Source organism: Herminiimonas contaminans (assembly GCF_015645465.1).
GTDB classification, from domain to species: domain Bacteria; phylum Pseudomonadota; class Gammaproteobacteria; order Burkholderiales; family Burkholderiaceae_D; genus Oxalicibacterium; species Oxalicibacterium contaminans.
This window is the reverse complement of sequence record NZ_JADOEL010000019.1, coordinates 13,607-30,679: the sequence shown is the minus strand read 5'-3', so window position 1 is coordinate 30,679 and position 17,073 is coordinate 13,607. Positions and strand designations below refer to the sequence as shown.

Here is a 17,073-nt window from a genome sequence, read left to right as displayed (position 1 = left end):
ACGAGTTAAACCTGAATAGAATTTCAGCGGGATTTAAATCTTATACGTGGACCAGGGTGCCTTCGTCTTCGCCCATGACCACGCTTTTCAGCGCGCCCGGCTTAACGATAGAGAATACCTTGATCGGCAGTTTTTGGTCACGGCAGAGTGCGAATGCGGTCGCATCCATCACTTGCAGGTGTTTGGAGATTGCTTCGTCGAACGAGATTGTCGCGTAGCGGGTTGCGTCCGGGTCTTTGTTTGGATCGGCGCTATACACGCCATCTACCTTGGTCGCCTTCAGCACGATTTCTGCACCGATTTCCGAACCGCGTAAGGCTGCTGCAGTGTCGGTGGTGAAAAACGGATTGCCGGTACCGGCGGCGAAGATCACGATCTTGCCCTCTTCCAGATACTGCAATGCCTTAGGACGCACATACGGCTCAACAACCTGCTCAATCGCAATCGCCGACATGACGCGGGCGGTAATACCGACCTGACGCATCGCATCGGCCAGCGCCAGCGAATTCATAACAGTAGCCAGCATACCCATGTAGTCAGCCGTCGCGCGATCCATCCCTTGCGCGCCTGGTGCCACACCACGGAAAATATTGCCGCCACCGATAACGATAGCCAGTTCCACACCCAGTTTTGCTACTTCTGACACATCCGCCACCATACGCTCGATAGTGGCACGGTTGATACCGTACGGATCGTCTCCCATTAACGCCTCACCCGAAAGTTTGAGAAGAACGCGTTTATAAGCTGGGGTTGTCATGGGCTGGATTCCTTGTTTTTATGTCCGGTTTTTACTGGGATACAGTTCTTACCTGATTTTCAGACTTCATAGCCAGTTCGATAAAAGCTGGCGTATGAAATCTTAATCTGTCAGCTCATCAAAGGATACTTGATGAAGCTAAAAAAACGGGCCTTCCGGCCCGATTTTTTTCGCTTACGCCTGTTTTGCTGCGGCTACTTGTGCTGCCACTTCTGCAGCAAAGTCATCCTGTTTCTTCTCGATGCCTTCACCGACCACAAACATCGTGAACGATTTAACTGTCGATTTGGTTTCTTTCAGCATTTGTTCCACTGTTTGTTTATCGTTCTTAACAAACGATTGGTTCAACAGGGAAACTTCTTTCAGGTACTTCTGTACCGAGCCTTCAATCATCTTGGCGATGATGTCTGCTGGCTTGTTCGACTCAACTGCTTTCAATTCTGCAACCGAACGCTCTTTAGCGATCAGGTCAGCTGGAACATTGTCCGACGACAAGGCAACTGGTTTCATCGCAGCGATGTGCATAGCAACGTCTTTACCAACTTGGTCGTCAGCACCTTCGAAATCGACCATCACGCCAATACGGGTACCGTGCAGGTAGGAAGCCAGTTTGCCGGTGGTTTCGAAACGAACGAAACGACGGATAGACATGTTTTCACCGATACGGCCGATCAAGGCAGCACGGGTTTCTTCAACGGTTTTGTCATCCAGTGGCAGTGCCGACAAAGCAGCAACGTCAGCAGGATTTTTGTCCGCAACCAGTTTAACCAGGGTATTGGCAAAACCGAGGAAGTCATCATTCTTGGTAACAAAGTCGGTTTCGCAGTTGACTTCGATCAACGCGCCAACATTACCGGATACATATGCTGCAACTACGCCTTCAGCGGTTACGCGGGTAGCTGCTTTCGAAGCTTTGCTGCCCAGTTTAACGCGCAGGATCTCTTCTGCTTTGACTGGATCGCCATCAGCTTCCGTCAATGCTTTTTTACATTCCATCATCGGCGCATCCGTGAGCGCACGCAGTTCACCAACCATCGCTGCAGTAATAACGGCCATTACAATCTCCTAACAATCGGACGCCAGTTCAGACGTCTACTATCTTATTACGTTCAAAATGCGCTCGAAAAAAAGGGGCGAACCACTGTTGCCCCTTTTATTCTGACGCTCAAACCATCAGAGGCAGGGTTTAAGCCTGCTCGCTAACCTCAACGAAGTCGTCGCCGCCTTTGATCGACTCAACCAGATCGTTGGTCGCGTTTGCGCGGCCTTCGAGGATTGCGTCTGCAACGCCACGAGCGTACAACATGATCGCTTTGGAGGAGTCATCGTTACCTGGGATAACGTAGGTAACGCCTTCTGGCGAGTGGTTGGTATCGACTACACCGATAACTGGGATGCCCAGTTTCGCTGCTTCAGTGATCGCACCTTTGTGGTAACCAACGTCAACCACGAAAATTGCGTCAGGAATGCCGCCCATATCCTTGATACCGCCAATGGATTTTTCCAGCTTGATTTTTTCACGTTCAAACATCAGCGCTTCTTTTTTGCTGAGTTTTTGCACGGAACCGTCTTCGATTGCTGCTTCCATTTCTTTCAAACGCTTGATCGATGTTTTGATCGTTTTGAAGTTGGTCAGCATGCCGCCCAACCAGCGTTGATCAACGTAAGGCATGCCAGCGCGTTGCGCTTCAGCTGCGATGGTTTCACGTGCTTGACGTTTGGTACCTACGAACAGGACGGTGCCACGATTGGACGACAATTGGCGGATGTACTTCATCGCCTCTTGGTACATGCCCATCGTTTTTTCGAGGTTAACGATGTGAATACGGTTGCGATGGCCGAAAATGAAAGGAGCCATCTTTGGGTTCCAGAAGCGTGTTTGGTGACCAAAGTGGACGCCAGCTTCCAGCATTTCGCGCATTGTTACGGACATAAATATCTCCAGGGTTAAGGTCTGGAACCCGCTCAGTCACCGTGGTCATTTGGCTGTTCTCAGCCTGACCGCAGCACCCTTTTCGAACGAGTTCGCGATTTACATAAAGTCTTGCCTGACTTAATTAAACAAAAGTTAATTCAAGCAAGCCCAAGATTCTACCCTATAACCCCTGCCCGTTTCAAGTGTCCCGCCACATTGCCCGGCGAATAAATGCCCGCTCGTCTATAATTCCTCATCGAACAATTTTTTCATGCTGTCATTCCAGCAATTTCCGGCTTCCCATGGGCAATATTTCAATTAAAACCGCAGAAGACATTCAGGGCATGCGCATCGCAGGCCGACTCGCATCCGAAGTCCTTGATTACATTACACCTTTCGTCAAACCCGGCGTCACCACCGGCGAGCTGGATCGGCTGTGCCACGAATACATGGTGAACGTGCAAGGCACCATCCCGGCGCCGCTGAATTACTGCCCGCCAGGCTATACCCCTTACCCGAAAGCAATCTGCACCTCGGTCAATGACGTCATCTGTCACGGCATCCCGGGCGACAAAGTGCTGAAAAACGGCGATGTTGTCAATCTGGACATTACCGTCATCAAGGACGGCTACCACGGCGACACCAGCCGCATGTTCTTTATCGGCGAGCCGTCCATCCTGGCACGCCGCCTGACCCAGATCACCTATGAATGCATGTGGCTGGGCATCTCCAAAATCAAACCGGGCGCACATTTGGGCGACATCGGTTATGTCATCCAGCAGCACGCGGAAAAAGCCGGTTACAGCGTGGTACGCGAATTCTGCGGCCACGGTATTGGCAAGGTCTTCCACGAAGAGCCGCAAGTACTGCACTACGGTCGTCCCGGCACACTGGAAAAACTCGAAGCAGGCATGATCTTCACGGTTGAGCCTATGATCAATGCAGGTCGTCGTGAAATCCGCGAAATGGGTGATGGCTGGACCATCAAAACCAAGGATCGCAGCCTGTCGGCGCAATGGGAACATACCGTGCTCGTCACTGAAACCGGCTACGAAATCCTGACACAATCGGCTGGCACCCCGGCACCACCAGAATTCATCGTGCCGCCTGCCGCTACCCAACAAGTCGTCAACGCCTGAAATCACAGCCCAGCTCCATGCCCTCACTTGCCATTGCTTTAAAAGAAGAACTCAAAGCCGAACGACAAATCGTCATTGATCGTTTTTTGCAGGATGGCAAGGCGGAGCACCTGCTGACGCAGCTCAGGATTAATGTCGACGCAGCACTCAGCAAGGCATGGACCGCGTTCGAACTGCCGGATAGCGCAGCCCTGGTTGCGGTCGGTGGTTATGGCCGCGGTGAGCTGTTCCCGCACTCCGATGTTGACGTCCTGATCCTGCTGCAGGAAGCACCGAACGCAGCACTGCAAGCCAAACTGGAAGAGCTGGTGCAGCTGTTCTGGGATATCGGCCTCGAAATCGGCCACAGCATACGCACCATCGATGAATGCCTGAACGAAGCCGAAGCTGACATCACAGTACAAACCAGCTTGCTGGAAGCACGCCTGGTGATCGGCAACGCCACCCAATTCCAACTGCTCAAAGTCCGCTGTAACGCGGCGATGGATCCACAAGCCTTCTTCCAGGCCAAAACCCTGGAGCTGCGCCAGCGCCACGCCAAGTACGAAGACACGCCATACAGCCTCGAACCCAACCTCAAGGAAAGCCCGGGCGGTTTGCGCGACCTGCAAGTCATCCTGTGGGTCTCGAAAGCAGCCGGACTGGGCAATTCCTGGCGCGAGCTGGCAGTACAAGGTTTGATCACGCCAACCGAAGCACGCCAGCTGACGCAAAAAGAACGTTCGCTCAAAGATGTGCGCATACGCCTGCACATCATTGCGAATCGCCATGAAGATCGCCTCGTCTTCGACATCCAGACTGCGATCGCCGAATCGATAGGCTTCAAAACCACTGAAACACGCCGCGCCAGCGAATACCTGATGCAGCGTTACTACCTTGCAGCCAAGGCCGTCACGCAACTGAATGCGATCCTGCTGCAAAATATCGAAGCACAGTTATTCCCGCAAATGACTTCGCCGGTCGCGATCAATGAAGACTTCAACGAAGTCAACGGCTTCATCGATATCGCTAATGACGACACCTTCGAAGCCAAGCCCTCGACCATGCTGGAAGTCTTCCTGTTGTTGTCGCTGCATCCGGAACTGAAAGGCATGACAGCACGCACCTTCCGCTCGCTCTGGAATGCGCGCTTCAAGATAGACAATCAATTCCGTCGCGATCCAGTCAACCGTGCACTGTTCATGAAAATCCTGCAGGCACCGCAGGGCATCACGCATGCCTTGCGTCGCATGAACCAGACCAGTGTCCTGGGTCGCTACCTACCGAACTTCCGCAAGATCGTCGGCCAGATGCAGCACGACTTATTCCACGTCTACACCGTCGATCAGCACATCATGATGGTCGTGCGCAATGTGCGCCGCTTCATGCTGAGCGAACACGCACACGAATATCCATTCTGCAGCCAGCTCGCGGCCAACTTCAGCCAACCGTGGTTACTCTACATCGCCGCCCTCTTCCACGACATCGCCAAAGGACGTGGTGGTGATCACTCGGAACTGGGCAAGGAAGATGCGCGCATCTTCTGCGTCGATCATGGCCTGACCGACGAAGAAACCGAGCTGGTAGTGTTCCTGGTTGAAAACCATTTGATGATGTCGCAGATCGCGCAAAAGCAGGACTTGTCCGATCCGGAAGTCATCAGCAACTTTGCGAAACTGGTCGGTGATGAACGTCACCTCACTGCCCTCTACTTGCTGACCGTCGCCGACATCCGCGGCACCAGCCCCAAGGTATGGAATGCATGGAAAGGCAAGCTGCTGGAAGACTTGTACAACATGACCTTGCGTGCACTGGGTGGCGAAGCACCGTCAGCCGATCGCGAGCTCAAGAACCGGCAGGAAGAAGCACTCAAATCCCTGCGCCTGTACGGCTTGTCTGCGCATGCACATGAAGCCTTATGGAAGCAACTCGACGTCGTCTACTTCCTGCGTCACGATGCGGCCGATATCGCATGGCAAACCCGCACCCTGTACGACAAAATCGACAGCCCGACACCAGTCGTCAAATGTCGCCTCGCACCTATAGGGGAAGGCTTGCAAGTCACGGTCTACGTCAAGGACCAGCCTGATCTGTTTGCCCGCATCTGCAGCTACTTCGATCGCAAAAACTTCAGCATCCTGGATGCAAAGATCCACACCACCAAACATGGTTATGGCCTGGATACCTTCCTGGTGACCGAGCCTGCCTTCGCCGACAACTATCGCGACCTGATCAGCCTGATCGAACACGAGCTGACCGAAGTACTCAGCGCGCAACTGGACTTGCCTTCGCCATGCAAAGGCCGTCTCTCGCGCCTGTGCCGCAACTTCCCGGCCACACCTACGGTCGACCTGCGCCCGGATGAGCGCGGTCGTTACTACCTGCTGACGATATCCGCCAATGACAGGAATGGCCTGTTATATTCGGTTGCAAACATCCTGGCGAAATACAAGGTCAACCTGCACACTGCCAAAGTCATGACGCTGGGCGAGCGGGTCGAAGACGTATTCCTGGTCGATGGCCAGGTACTGGATAATCCGCGCAGCCAGATTCAACTGGAAACAGATTTACTGGATGCCTTGCGCGTCTGACCGTTACACTCCGCAGGACAGCATTTTTCAATTTCAGATTTATAGAATTGCACCATCATGAATGAACCACTCCGCCTTTCCAAACGTATGTCCGAGCTGGGACTTTGCTCGCGACGCGAAGCTGACGAATGGATAGCGCGCGGCTGGGTACGGGTCGATGGCAAAGTCGTTTCAGAACTGGGCAGCAAGGTGCTGCCGACACAACGTGTCACCGTCGAACGACAAGCCGCAGCAGAACAATCCAAACGCGTCACCGTACTCATCAACAAGCCGGTCGGCTACGTCAGCGGCCAGGCCGAGGATGGCTACAAACCGGCGGTCGCACTGGTCAATGCCAGCACCCGCTGGAGCGAAGACAAAGCCCCTACCCAATTCCACCCTACCCAACTGCGCAGCCTGGTCCCTGCAGGCCGTCTCGATATCGACTCGGTAGGCTTGCTGGTGCTGACGCAAGATGGCCGCATCGCCAAACACCTGATCGGTGAAGATACATCGGTAGAGAAGGAATACCTGGTGCGTGTGCAATACACCAAGCCAGGAAAACTGCCGGAAGCGGATTTGAAACGCCTGAATCACGGCTTGACGCTGGACGGCAAAAAACTGCTGCCAGCCAAGGTCAAATGGCAAAACGAAGACCAGCTCAGCTTCATCCTGCGCGAGGGCAAGAAACGCCAGATCCGCCGCATGTGCGACATGGTCGGCCTGAAAGTAATCGGCCTGAAACGGGTACGCATAGGCAATGTCAAACTCGGTGATTTGCCGGTAGGCCAATGGCGCTACCTGCGCGAAGACGAACAGTTCTAAACCCGATCTAAAGGGTGGCTTGCCACCCTCTCCCCTCAGCACATCCCATCGCTCATTCCTGCGCGCAAGCAAGTGTCGCCAAAAGCGCAACACAATTTGTTGACCACGGTTAACTTCGCAAATAAATCTCCCTCTTTCATCGATATTGGTTCAATATCAAGCCATTCCGTTGCTGCTCACATTCTGCACACCCTAGCGTAACCATGTGCCAGAAGCGACACTCCAACGCGGGAAAATGCTGTTGATTTACCTTTAATACCGACCTAAGTTTAGTAACGCAACCCAAGCTGGCAGCACGCTGCCATCAGATCGTTGTTTCAACTGAAAACAAAAGGGAGTGGGTAAATGAAAAAACTCTATTTGCATTTTCAATGTTGGCGTCGGTAGCAGGAGCAAGCTACGCGCAGAGCAGCGTCACCATGTACGGTGTGGTCGATCTGGGCCTGAAGATAGAAAACGCTGGCAGTGGTCGTGTAGTCGGCATAGACAGCGGCAACCAAAGTGTCAGTCGCATCGGTTTCAAAGGCACTGAAGATCTCGGTAACGGATTAAAGGCAAACTTTGTGCTGGAAGCCGGCTTCAACGCAGACAATGGCTCGCAAAGTGATGCCACCCGTTTTTTCAACCGGCAATCCTATGTCAGTCTGTCTGGTGGTTTCGGTGAAGTAAAACTGGGCCGCGTCCAGACCATGGTCTTCACCAACTCCTCCGTCTTCGATCCATTTGCCGATACCCTTGCAGGCGATTCGGTACGCATCTTCAACTATGGCGGCAGCCGCATAGACAATACCGTCAACTACAGCTTTGCCGCGCAGAACGGTATCAACGGCCAGGCCGCGTACAGCTTCGGTGAAGTCGCTGGCAGCACCAGCTCTGGTCGCACCGTGGCTGGCGCCATAGGTTACGCATCCGGCCCTATCGCTGCCGTGCTGACCTATCAGAACACCAACAACGCAACCGCGACCGACAGTACAAAGACCACGCTGATCGGTGGTAACTACAACTTCGGCTTACTGCAACCCTTCATCGCCTACGCCGTCAACAAAGGCTTCGGCACGCTGGATACACGTGACTCCCTGATCGGTCTCAAGGTCAACCTGACTGCTGCCGACACCATCATGGCGTCCTATATGCACAAGAGTGACAAAGCCATCAGCAACGCCAATGCAAACCAGATCGCGCTCGGCTACACACACAATCTGTCAACACGCACCAATCTGTACACCAGCTGGGCACGCCTGAGCAACGATGACAATGCCGCTTATCGCGTCACCGCGGCCGGTAAAAACGACAATCTGTTCAACGTCGGCATACGACACAAGTTTTAAATTCCAAACAAAAAGGGCGACCTCAAGTCGCCCTTTTTTACATCTGTCTGCTATCGTCAATCATCGTCGTTCGGATCCAGGTCCGGGAACAGGATATCGACATAGCCGAATTGCGATAAATCGGTAATCCGCATCGGATACAGGATGCCATCCAGATGATCGCACTCATGCTGCACAACACGCGCATGGAAACCATCCGCATCACGGCTGATCACATTGCCGTACTGGTCGAAACCTTCATAGTGCAAGGCACTGAAACGTGGCACCACGCCGCGCAAACCCGGCACCGACAAACAACCTTCCCAGCCATCCACCATCTCGGCCGACAGCGGTCGCAGCTTGGGATTGATCAGCACGGTTTCCGGTACTGGTGGCGCATCCGGATAGCGTGTGTTTTGCTTGAAACCGTAAATCACCAGACGCAGGTTAACGCCTATCTGCGGCGCAGCCAGACCCGCGCCATTCGCCGCATGCATGGTGTCAAACATATCGGCAATCAGCGCCTCGAGTTCCGGCGTGCCGAATTCCTTGACCGGCTCTGCCACGCGCAACAAGCGTGGATCACCCATCTTTAAAATTTCTCTGACGGTCATTTCAATGTCTTCAGATAATCGGTAAAACCTGCACCGGTTTCAGGATGCTTGAGCCCCATCGCCACCATCGCCTTCAGGTAACCCAGCTTGGAACCGCAATCATAGCGCTGGCCATCGTAGCGATACGCCAGCACCTTCTCGGCCTGCATCAAGGCAGCGATGCCGTCGGTTAATTGTATTTCACCGCCTGCACCTTTGCCGAGCGTTTCCAGATAATCAAAAATCTTGTTACTCAGTACATAACGACCGACCACGGCCAGCGTCGATGGTGCGACATCAGGCTGCGGCTTTTCCACGATCGCATTCACCAGCTCCAGCTGTGGCTGATACGCGGTCGCGCTGACGATCCCGTACTGCTTCGTATCGGCGCGCGGTACGTCTTGCACTGCCAACACGCTATGCCCTTCGCGCTGGAACACGTCGGTCATCTGCGCCAGCACCGGTTTCACACCGTCGGCGGTATCCATGAAGTCATCCGCCAGCAAGACGGCGAACGGATCGTTACCGATCACTGGACGTGCGCACAGGACGGCGTGGCCGAGACCCAGCGGCGCCGACTGACGGATATAGATGCAATTGATACTCTTCGGAATAACGTTGCGCACCAATTCCAGCAAGGCATTCTTGTTGGCCGCTTCCAGTTCGGATTCCAGTTCATAAGCCGTATCGAAATGATCTTCGATCGCGCGCTTATTGCGACCGGTAATAAAGACCATATCGGTAATCCCGGCCGCGACTGCCTCTTCCACCGCATACTGGATCAAAGGCTTGTCGACGACAGGCAGCATTTCCTTGGGCTGTGCTTTGGTGGCTGGCAGAAAACGGCTGCCGAGGCCTGCGACGGGGAAGACGGCTTTTCTAATTTTGCTCATGAGATTCCAATAATTGCAGCAATGCAGATTCATCAAGTATGGCGATGCCTAACTCCTCTGCCTTGGCCAGCTTGCTGCCAGCTTCGGCACCCGCTACCACGTAGCTGGTTTTCTTGGAGACGGAACCGGCAACCTTGCCACCCGCCGCCTCTATCTTTTCAGCGGCCTGGTCACGACTCAGCGTCGGCAGGGTTCCGGTCAGAACGAAGGTCTTGCCAGCGAAAGGCTTGGGCTTGTTCTCCACCACATGTTCGGGCCATCTGACACCTGCGGCTTGCAATTGTTCAATCAATTCCATATTCAGCGGATCGCTGAGGAAGCTGCGGATAGACTGCGCCACCACCGGACCGATGTCTGCCACTTCCAGCAACTGCTCTTCGGATGCCTGCAACAAGGCTTCCAGATTGCCGAAATGGCGCGCCAGTTCCTTCGCCGTCGCTTCACCGACATGACGTATGCCGAGCGCGTAAATAAAGCGTGCCAGCGTCGTTGATTTGGATTTCTCCAGCGCGGCCAATACGTTCTGCGCCGACTTGTCCGCCATGCGATCCAGCTCGGCCAGCGCACGGAAACCCAGCTTGTACAGATCCGCTGCGGTGGTAATGATGTGCTTGTCGACCAATTGCTCGACCAGTTGATCACCTAGGCCTTCGACATCCATCGCACGCCGGGAAACAAAATGCAGCAAGCCACCCTTGCGTTGCGCTGCACATTTCACCCAGCCACCGGAGCAGCGTGCGATCGCTTCATCTTCCAGCTTCACGATAGGAGAATTACAGACCGGGCAAACAGTCGGCATCACAAAAGGCTGCGCATCGGCCGGACGCTTCTCTGGCACATAGGCCACTACCTCAGGAATCACATCACCGGCACGCCGTACGATCACGGTATCGCCGATCTGGATATCCTTGCGCCGCACTTCATCTTCGTTATGCAGGGTCGCATTCGTGACGGTCACGCCGCCCACCAGCACCGGTGCCAGGCGCGCTACCGGTGTGATCGCACCAGTACGTCCGACCTGCACCTCTATGCCCTGTACGGTCGTCAGCGCTTCTTCCGCCGGGAATTTATGGGCAATCGCATAGCGCGGGGCACGCGAGACAAAACCCAGCTGTTGCTGCTGCTCGACGCGATTGACCTTGTAGACGACACCATCGATTTCATACGGCAAACCCGGACGCTTCTGCCCTACCGCTTTGTAGAATTCGAGCAAACCAGCCGCGCCTTTTACCACTGCACGCTCGGCACAAACCGGCAAACCCAGTTCGGCATACCAGTCGAGCAAAGCGGAGTGCGAAACCGGCATCTCTGCACCCTCCAGCAGCCCGATGCCATAGGCGAAGAAACGCAAAGTACGCTGCGCGGTGATACGCGAATCCAGCTGACGCAAGCTGCCTGCCGCCGCGTTACGCGGATTGGCGAACTCCTTCGCTCCGGCATCGCGCTGGCGTGCATTCAGCTTGGCCAGGTCGGCCTTGTACATCATTACTTCGCCACGCACATCCAGCACCTTGGGTGGCGTCTTGGTATGCAGGCGCAGTGGTATCGCACGCACGGTGCGGATATTGGTTGTGACGTTTTCACCGGTCGCGCCATCACCGCGCGTGGCCGCCTCAACCAGCACGCCATCTTCGTAGCGCAGGTTGATCGCCAGGCCATCGAACTTCAGTTCGGTCGCATATTCAACTTCAGTGGCATTCAGACCTTCGCAAACGCGACGATCAAAGGCAACGATGTCTTCATCTTCAAAGCCATTGCCGAGCGACAGCATGGGTACCGAATGCGTCACCTGCGGGAAAGCGGACAAAGCCAGCGCCCCCACCCTTTGTGTCGGTGAGTCGACTACCAGCACCTCGGGATGGGCGGCTTCCAGCGCCTGCAGTTCGCGGAACAGCTTGTCGTATTCCGCGTCAGGAATGGAAGGATTATCGAGGACGTGATAAGCGTAATTGTGGCGATTCAGTTCATCGCGTAACCATGCTGCGCGTGCCGGTGGATTGCCGGCATCCGGTTCCTCCGGCGTCGCGTTTGCATCTGTTTGCGATGCCGTAGAAAACAAATCCGGCTGCATAATTTAATTGAATAAGCGTAAAGCCCTGGTGGAACCTGCAGGAATGTCTGCCGCTTCCATGTCGGCATAGAACGCTTCGATCTGACCTGAAATTTCATTCAGCGACGCATCGGACAAGGGCTGGCCGCTGTCATCGACTACCGTGCCGTCCAGACGCGCTGCCAGTGAACGGGCACATGCTGTCATCGCGCCGAAACCATCGCGTTCCGGCGATACCACCGGCACATCCAGCAACAAGGTCAGGCGGCTGGTGGTTTCTTCCGCCAGCGTCACATTAGTAGACAGCGAGAACAACACGCCACCATCGCCATCCGGCATCACCAGACGGCCTTCCGGACGCACGTCGAAGCCCTGGCGCTCCAGTGCCGCTAGCAAGGTCGTCACCGACCATGGCGCACCGTTGGTATGTACATTCACGCTCAGCTTGGCATCGTATTCAGTCACGAAGTGATGCAGCGAACGTGCGGTCACCATTACTTCGGCCATATCCGGCACATCCGGATCCGCATCGAAGTCATCAGCGATCTGGCGCAGGCGCATGACGAATTCGGAATACTCGAGTTCGTTCAAAGCATTGCTGCGATTCGCCAGCTGCACACCAGCCATCAGCGATTTATAGATACCGCCATGTGTAATCGCTTCCCAGCCACCATCGATATGCTGACCAGCGAAATGCACAGGCTTGCTGCCGACATGACGCAGCGACTGCAAGGCGGCCAGGATTTTTTCGCCGCGCAATTGCGTCGTCAAAGCTAGCGGGATGGTGCAATCGATCAGGTAATCGACAGGCAATTCTTTTTCTTCGACCGGCTGCACGAAATCAACCGGCGCATCCATCTCTGCTTCGGCATGCGGTGCTGCTGCATCCTGCTGCACCGGTGCGACGTCGTCGTATGGATTTTCCGAGAAGGTAGGTTCGTGACGTTCGCCGTCTATGGTCGGCTCCAGGCGCTCTTCCGGCGCCTCACGTCCTTCCGGTGCCATCAGCACATCGTCGTGCGATGAAGAGAAAGCGCGCTCCACGCTTTTCTTGGCTTTGTGTTCCTGCCACTTATTGTAGGAAATGACACCGACAACAATCACGCCACCGATGACAAACAAACTGGTCTGGAGATCATTCATGCTGCACCTGCCGTGACTGTGGATTGCAGGGAAAATCTGTTCTGCAGCACGCTATGCGCGCCGCGAGCAAATCGAGGGAAAGCAGATAGGGTCATAAAAATCCAAAGGTTGGATGGTCGTCAATCTATACATCCACAACGCGCGCCTGCCGATAAAGTTACATGGCGGCGACCAGCGTCATTGATGTACTTGCGACTCTCAGAACTCAGGTTAATTTTAGCAATCTGGCTTGTCAAGCCAGGTTGCCCTCTGAAAAACATGCGGGAAAGCATCCATATCACCGACTATTCAGTCGTCGAATCGTTCCGCTTTCTCACCACTGCATAAAACTAATACGCTGGCAGCGGACTACACTCAGGCCAGCTGCGCTTCCGACGCAAAATCGGCGGCCGATTCCATATCCACCGCCACAATACGTGACACACCCTGCTCCTGCATGGTCACACCGATCAGCTGCTGCGCCATTTCCATCGCAATCTTGTTATGCGAAATGAACAGGAACTGGGTATGCGCTGACATGCGTTTCACCATATTGCAGAAACGTTCGGTATTGGCATCATCAAGCGGTGCGTCAACCTCATCCAGCAGACAGAACGGCGCCGGATTCAGCTGGAACATCGAGAACACCAGCGCCGTCGCGGTCAGTGCTTTTTCACCACCGGACAGCAAGTGAATGGTTGCATTCTTTTTGCCTGGCGGCTGCGCCATCACCTGCACGCCGGAATCGAGGATCTCGTCGCCAGTCATGGTCAGCTTGGCCTGGCCACCGCCGAACAGGATAGGGAACAATTCGCCGAAGTGATGATTGACCTTGTCGAAAGTGTCTTGCAGCAATTCGCGCGTTTCCTTGTCGATCTTGGCGATCGCATCTTCCAGCGTGGTGATGGCTTCGGTCAAATCGGCATTTTGTGCATCGAGGAAGTTTTTGCGCTCCGATGCAGTCGCCAATTCGTCCAGCGCTGCCAGGTTGACGGCACCCAAAGCGGCAATCGCATTCGTCAGGCGCGTTACTTCGCCCTGCAGATAGGATGGACGCATATCGCTGTTCAGCTTCTCTGCCAGTGCTGCTTCATCTGCCTCGGCTTCCAGCAGTTGTTGCGCGTACTGTTCCTGATTCAGGCGTGCGGCCTGTTCTTTCAGCTGCAACTCGGTGATGCGATCACGCTGCGGTTGCAGGCTGCGTTCCGCCTGCATGCGCGCTTCGTCATGGCCGCGCAATTGCTGCGTCAACTGATCCAGTTCATGGCGTGCATCCGCCAGCGCACGTTCCTGTTCGCTACGGGTATCCAGCAAGGTTTGCAAACCAGCTTGTGCCGCCTGATCATCCAGGCTTTCCAGCTCCAGGCTGCCCTGCTGCATATTCGCAAACAGTTGCGCCGCTTGTTCCAGTGCGGTCGCAATGCTGCGTTTCAATTCTTCGATCTTGTTGCGCTGTGATTTTTCGGCAAACGCGGTTTCCTGCGCAGCACGTTCCAGATCGCGCGCACGCTGACGCGCATCGTTGAGTTGCTGCTCTTTGCTGAGGTAATCGGTCTGGCCTTCTTCGTGTGTTTCTTGCAGCTCGCCCAGCTCGGCATCCAGTTGCTCGAACTTCGCTTCTGATTCTGCCTTGACTTGTTGCTGCTCGGCTTCCTGCATCGCGATCTCTTCCAGATCGGTCGCAATCTGCGTGCTGCGCTGGTTGAAGCGCTCCTGCACTTCGGACAGCTTCATCACATCGATTTGCAAGCCATGCACTGATTGCGTCAGCGTATTCACGCGCTGACGAATTTCCTGCAGGCGTTGTGTCGCTTGCGTCACTGCTGATTCGGAGCGGATCGAACGCGACTTCGCTTCATCGGCCAGCATGTGCTGCGCACGTAATTGCTTGGTGATGTTTTCGATTTCCTGCTGGCGCGCCAGCATGCCGTCCTGCTCCGAATCCGAAGCATAGAAGCGCACACTGGTTTTGCTGATGACATGGCCCTGGCGTGTGACGAAATAAGCACCGACCGGCAGCTTGTTGCGATCTACGAAAGCAGCAGCCGTGTCATCGGCGATATACACGTTATGCAACCAGTCCTGCATCAAGGCGCGCAGGCCAGGATCGTTCAGTTGCAGCAGGTTCAGGAAAGGTTTCAGGCCAGCCGGTGTTTCCACCGCTTCCGATGCAGTTGCATTCGGTGTGAACAAAGCCAGCTTGGCTGGTGGCGCATCGCTGAAGAAGGCTTTGGCCCAATCCAGGTTCGACATTTCGAGTGCCGAGGTACGCTCACGCAAGACGGATTCCAGTGCGGTTTCCCAGCCCTGGTCTATCTGCAGTTTTTGCCACAGGCGCGGCAACTCGCCCAACTCATGTTTTTGCAACCACGGCTGTACTTTGCCCTGGGTCTGCACGTTTTCCTGCAACTGCTTGAGGGCAGCCAGGCGTGCTTCCAGTTGCGCATTATTTGCAGTCTCGGTATTGACCTGTTCCTGCGCAGCACGGCGTTCTTCTTCCAGCTTGGGCAATTGCTCTTGCGCGACTTCGAGTTGCTCGGTCGCTTCTTCCAGCGTCGCCTGCTTCTCTTCCAGCTGCATCTTCAGGTTAGCCAGATGCGTAGTGTCAGGCAGGTTCAAGCCCTGCTTTTCCTGTTGCAGACGTTCGCGACGCACTGACAGGCCGGACAAAATATTCGACGCATTGCGTTGATGTGCTGATTCCAGTTCGATCTGCTGTTGCGCCTGCATGATCTTGCCGCGCGACTCTGTCGTTTTCAGTTGCGCTTCGCGCCATGCCTGCTCCAGCGCTGGCAAGCGATCGTTTTCACGTTGCGCGGTTTCCTGCGCCTGCTCGACGCGCATCGCCTGCTCTTCCAGATGCATCTCGGCTTCCACCAGGTCATCCTGGAATTGCGTGCCCTGGCGTTGCCATTGGTCGCGCTGTGCGGTCAGCGAATTCAGTTGCGATTGCAGGCGGGTACGCGATTCGATAACGAACTTGATCTGCGCTTCCAGACTACCGATTTCAGAGTTGGTCTGATACAGATGGCCTTGCGCCTGATGCATGCGATCACCGGCCGAGTAATGCGCCTGGCGCATATGCTCGAGTTCGGTTTCGACGTGGCGCAGCTTGGCGGTTTGTTCTTCCAGATCAGTCTGCGCTTTTTCGATATCGCGGAAGAATTTTTCCTGCTCATTCTTCGCTTCGTTTTTACGCAGCAGCCACAGCAGTTTTTGCTTCTCGTCCTGGTCGGCTTGCAGCTCGTGGAATTTTTGCGCGACGGCAGCCTGGCCTTGCAGCTTTTCCAGATTGGTATTGAGCTCGCGCAGGATATCCTCGACGCGCAACAGATTTTCACGCGTGTCCTGCAGACGGTTCTCGGTTTCGCGACGGCGTTCCTTGTACTTCGATACGCCAGCAGCTTCTTCCAGGAAGATACGCAGCTCTTCCGGACGCGCTTCAATGATGCGCGAAATCATACCCTGCCCGATGATCGCGTAAGCGCGTGGGCCCAGACCGGTACCGAGGAAGATGTCCTGGATGTCGCGGCGGCGTACTGCCTGATTGTTGATGTAGTAGGTCGAGGTACCGTCACGTGTCAGCGTACGCTTGACCGCGATCTCCGCATACTGGCTCCACTGCCCGGCAGCCTTGCCGTCGCCGTTATCGAATACCAGTTCGACCGAAGAGCGACCAGCCGGTTTGCGGTTGGTCGTACCGTTAAAAATAACGTCCTGCATCGACTCGCCGCGCAGCTCGGAAGCCTTGGATTCACCCAAAACCCAGCGCACAGCATCGATGATATTGGACTTGCCGCAGCCATTCGGGCCGACGACACCGACCAATTGACCCGGCACCTGAAAATTCGTCGGATCAACAAAAGACTTGAATCCCGATAATTTAATGGAAGTTAGACGCACGTTATCAACCGTTCCTAGAA

At 54.8% G+C, this 17,073-nt stretch carries 12 protein-coding genes; 4 read left to right on the top strand and 8 right to left on the bottom strand.

Annotated elements, in window-relative coordinates; genetic code table 11:
- Positions 1 to 40: 40 nt before the first annotated feature.
- From pyrH to rpsB, 3 genes are all read right to left on the bottom strand, one after another.
- Positions 41 to 757, bottom strand: a complete 717-nt coding sequence (gene pyrH / locus IXC47_RS17265; protein WP_124573906.1) for a UMP kinase — start codon at positions 755 to 757, stop codon at positions 41 to 43.
- Between the two features lie 174 nt (positions 758 to 931).
- Positions 932 to 1,813, bottom strand: coding sequence for a translation elongation factor Ts (tsf, locus tag IXC47_RS17260; protein WP_195876475.1), 882 nt, complete (start codon positions 1,811 to 1,813; stop codon positions 932 to 934).
- Between the two features lie 130 nt (positions 1,814 to 1,943).
- Positions 1,944 to 2,690 carry a 30S ribosomal protein S2 gene (rpsB, locus tag IXC47_RS17255; protein ID WP_195876474.1) on the bottom strand — a complete coding sequence of 249 codons (747 nt, stop codon included), beginning with the start codon at positions 2,688 to 2,690 and terminating at the stop codon, positions 1,944 to 1,946.
- Positions 2,691 to 2,974: 284 nt separating this feature from the next.
- On the opposite strand from rpsB, the gene map reads away from it, so the two are divergent.
- The 4 genes from map to IXC47_RS17235 all read left to right on the top strand — a co-directional run bounded on the left by map (position 2,975) and on the right by IXC47_RS17235 (position 8,513).
- Positions 2,975 to 3,811 (top strand): type I methionyl aminopeptidase, encoded by an 837-nt coding sequence (gene map / locus IXC47_RS17250; protein WP_195876473.1) that lies wholly within the window; start codon positions 2,975 to 2,977, stop codon positions 3,809 to 3,811.
- A 17-nt stretch (positions 3,812 to 3,828) separates the two neighbouring features.
- Positions 3,829 to 6,381: a [protein-PII] uridylyltransferase gene (locus tag IXC47_RS17245; RefSeq protein WP_195876472.1), complete on the top strand. Its 2,553-nt coding sequence runs from the start codon at positions 3,829 to 3,831 to the stop codon at positions 6,379 to 6,381.
- Positions 6,382 to 6,438: 57 nt separating this feature from the next.
- Entirely contained in the window at positions 6,439 to 7,185 is a 747-nt protein-coding gene (locus tag IXC47_RS17240) for a pseudouridine synthase (protein WP_195876471.1), read from the top strand.
- A gap of 371 nt (positions 7,186 to 7,556) precedes the next feature.
- Positions 7,557 to 8,513, top strand: coding sequence for a porin (locus IXC47_RS17235; RefSeq protein ID WP_195876470.1), 957 nt, complete (start codon positions 7,557 to 7,559; stop codon positions 8,511 to 8,513).
- 56 nt (positions 8,514 to 8,569) lie between these two features.
- Here IXC47_RS17235 and def read toward each other — a convergent pair whose 3' ends face one another.
- The 5 genes from def to smc form a co-directional block, all read right to left on the bottom strand.
- Positions 8,570 to 9,106, bottom strand: coding sequence for a peptide deformylase (gene def, locus IXC47_RS17230; protein ID WP_195876469.1), 537 nt, complete (start codon positions 9,104 to 9,106; stop codon positions 8,570 to 8,572).
- The gene (galU, locus tag IXC47_RS17225) at positions 9,103 to 9,978 is read right to left on the bottom strand and encodes a UTP--glucose-1-phosphate uridylyltransferase GalU (protein ID WP_195876468.1); all 876 of its coding nucleotides are present in this window, start codon (positions 9,976 to 9,978) and stop codon (positions 9,103 to 9,105) included. Before galU ends, def begins: the two co-directional genes overlap by 4 nt.
- On the bottom strand, positions 9,965 to 12,049 hold the full coding sequence (gene ligA / locus IXC47_RS17220; protein WP_195876467.1) for an NAD-dependent DNA ligase LigA: 2,085 nt from the start codon (positions 12,047 to 12,049) through the stop codon (positions 9,965 to 9,967). Before ligA ends, galU begins: the two co-directional genes overlap by 14 nt.
- 3 nt (positions 12,050 to 12,052) lie before the next feature.
- A complete protein-coding gene (locus IXC47_RS17215; RefSeq protein ID WP_195876466.1) occupies positions 12,053 to 13,171 on the bottom strand; it encodes a cell division protein ZipA C-terminal FtsZ-binding domain-containing protein in 1,119 nt (372 codons plus the stop codon).
- 354 nt (positions 13,172 to 13,525) lie between these two features.
- On the bottom strand, positions 13,526 to 17,053 hold the full coding sequence (smc, locus tag IXC47_RS17210) for a chromosome segregation protein SMC (RefSeq protein WP_195876465.1): 3,528 nt from the start codon (positions 17,051 to 17,053) through the stop codon (positions 13,526 to 13,528).
- Between the last annotated feature and the right edge of the window lie 20 nt (positions 17,054 to 17,073).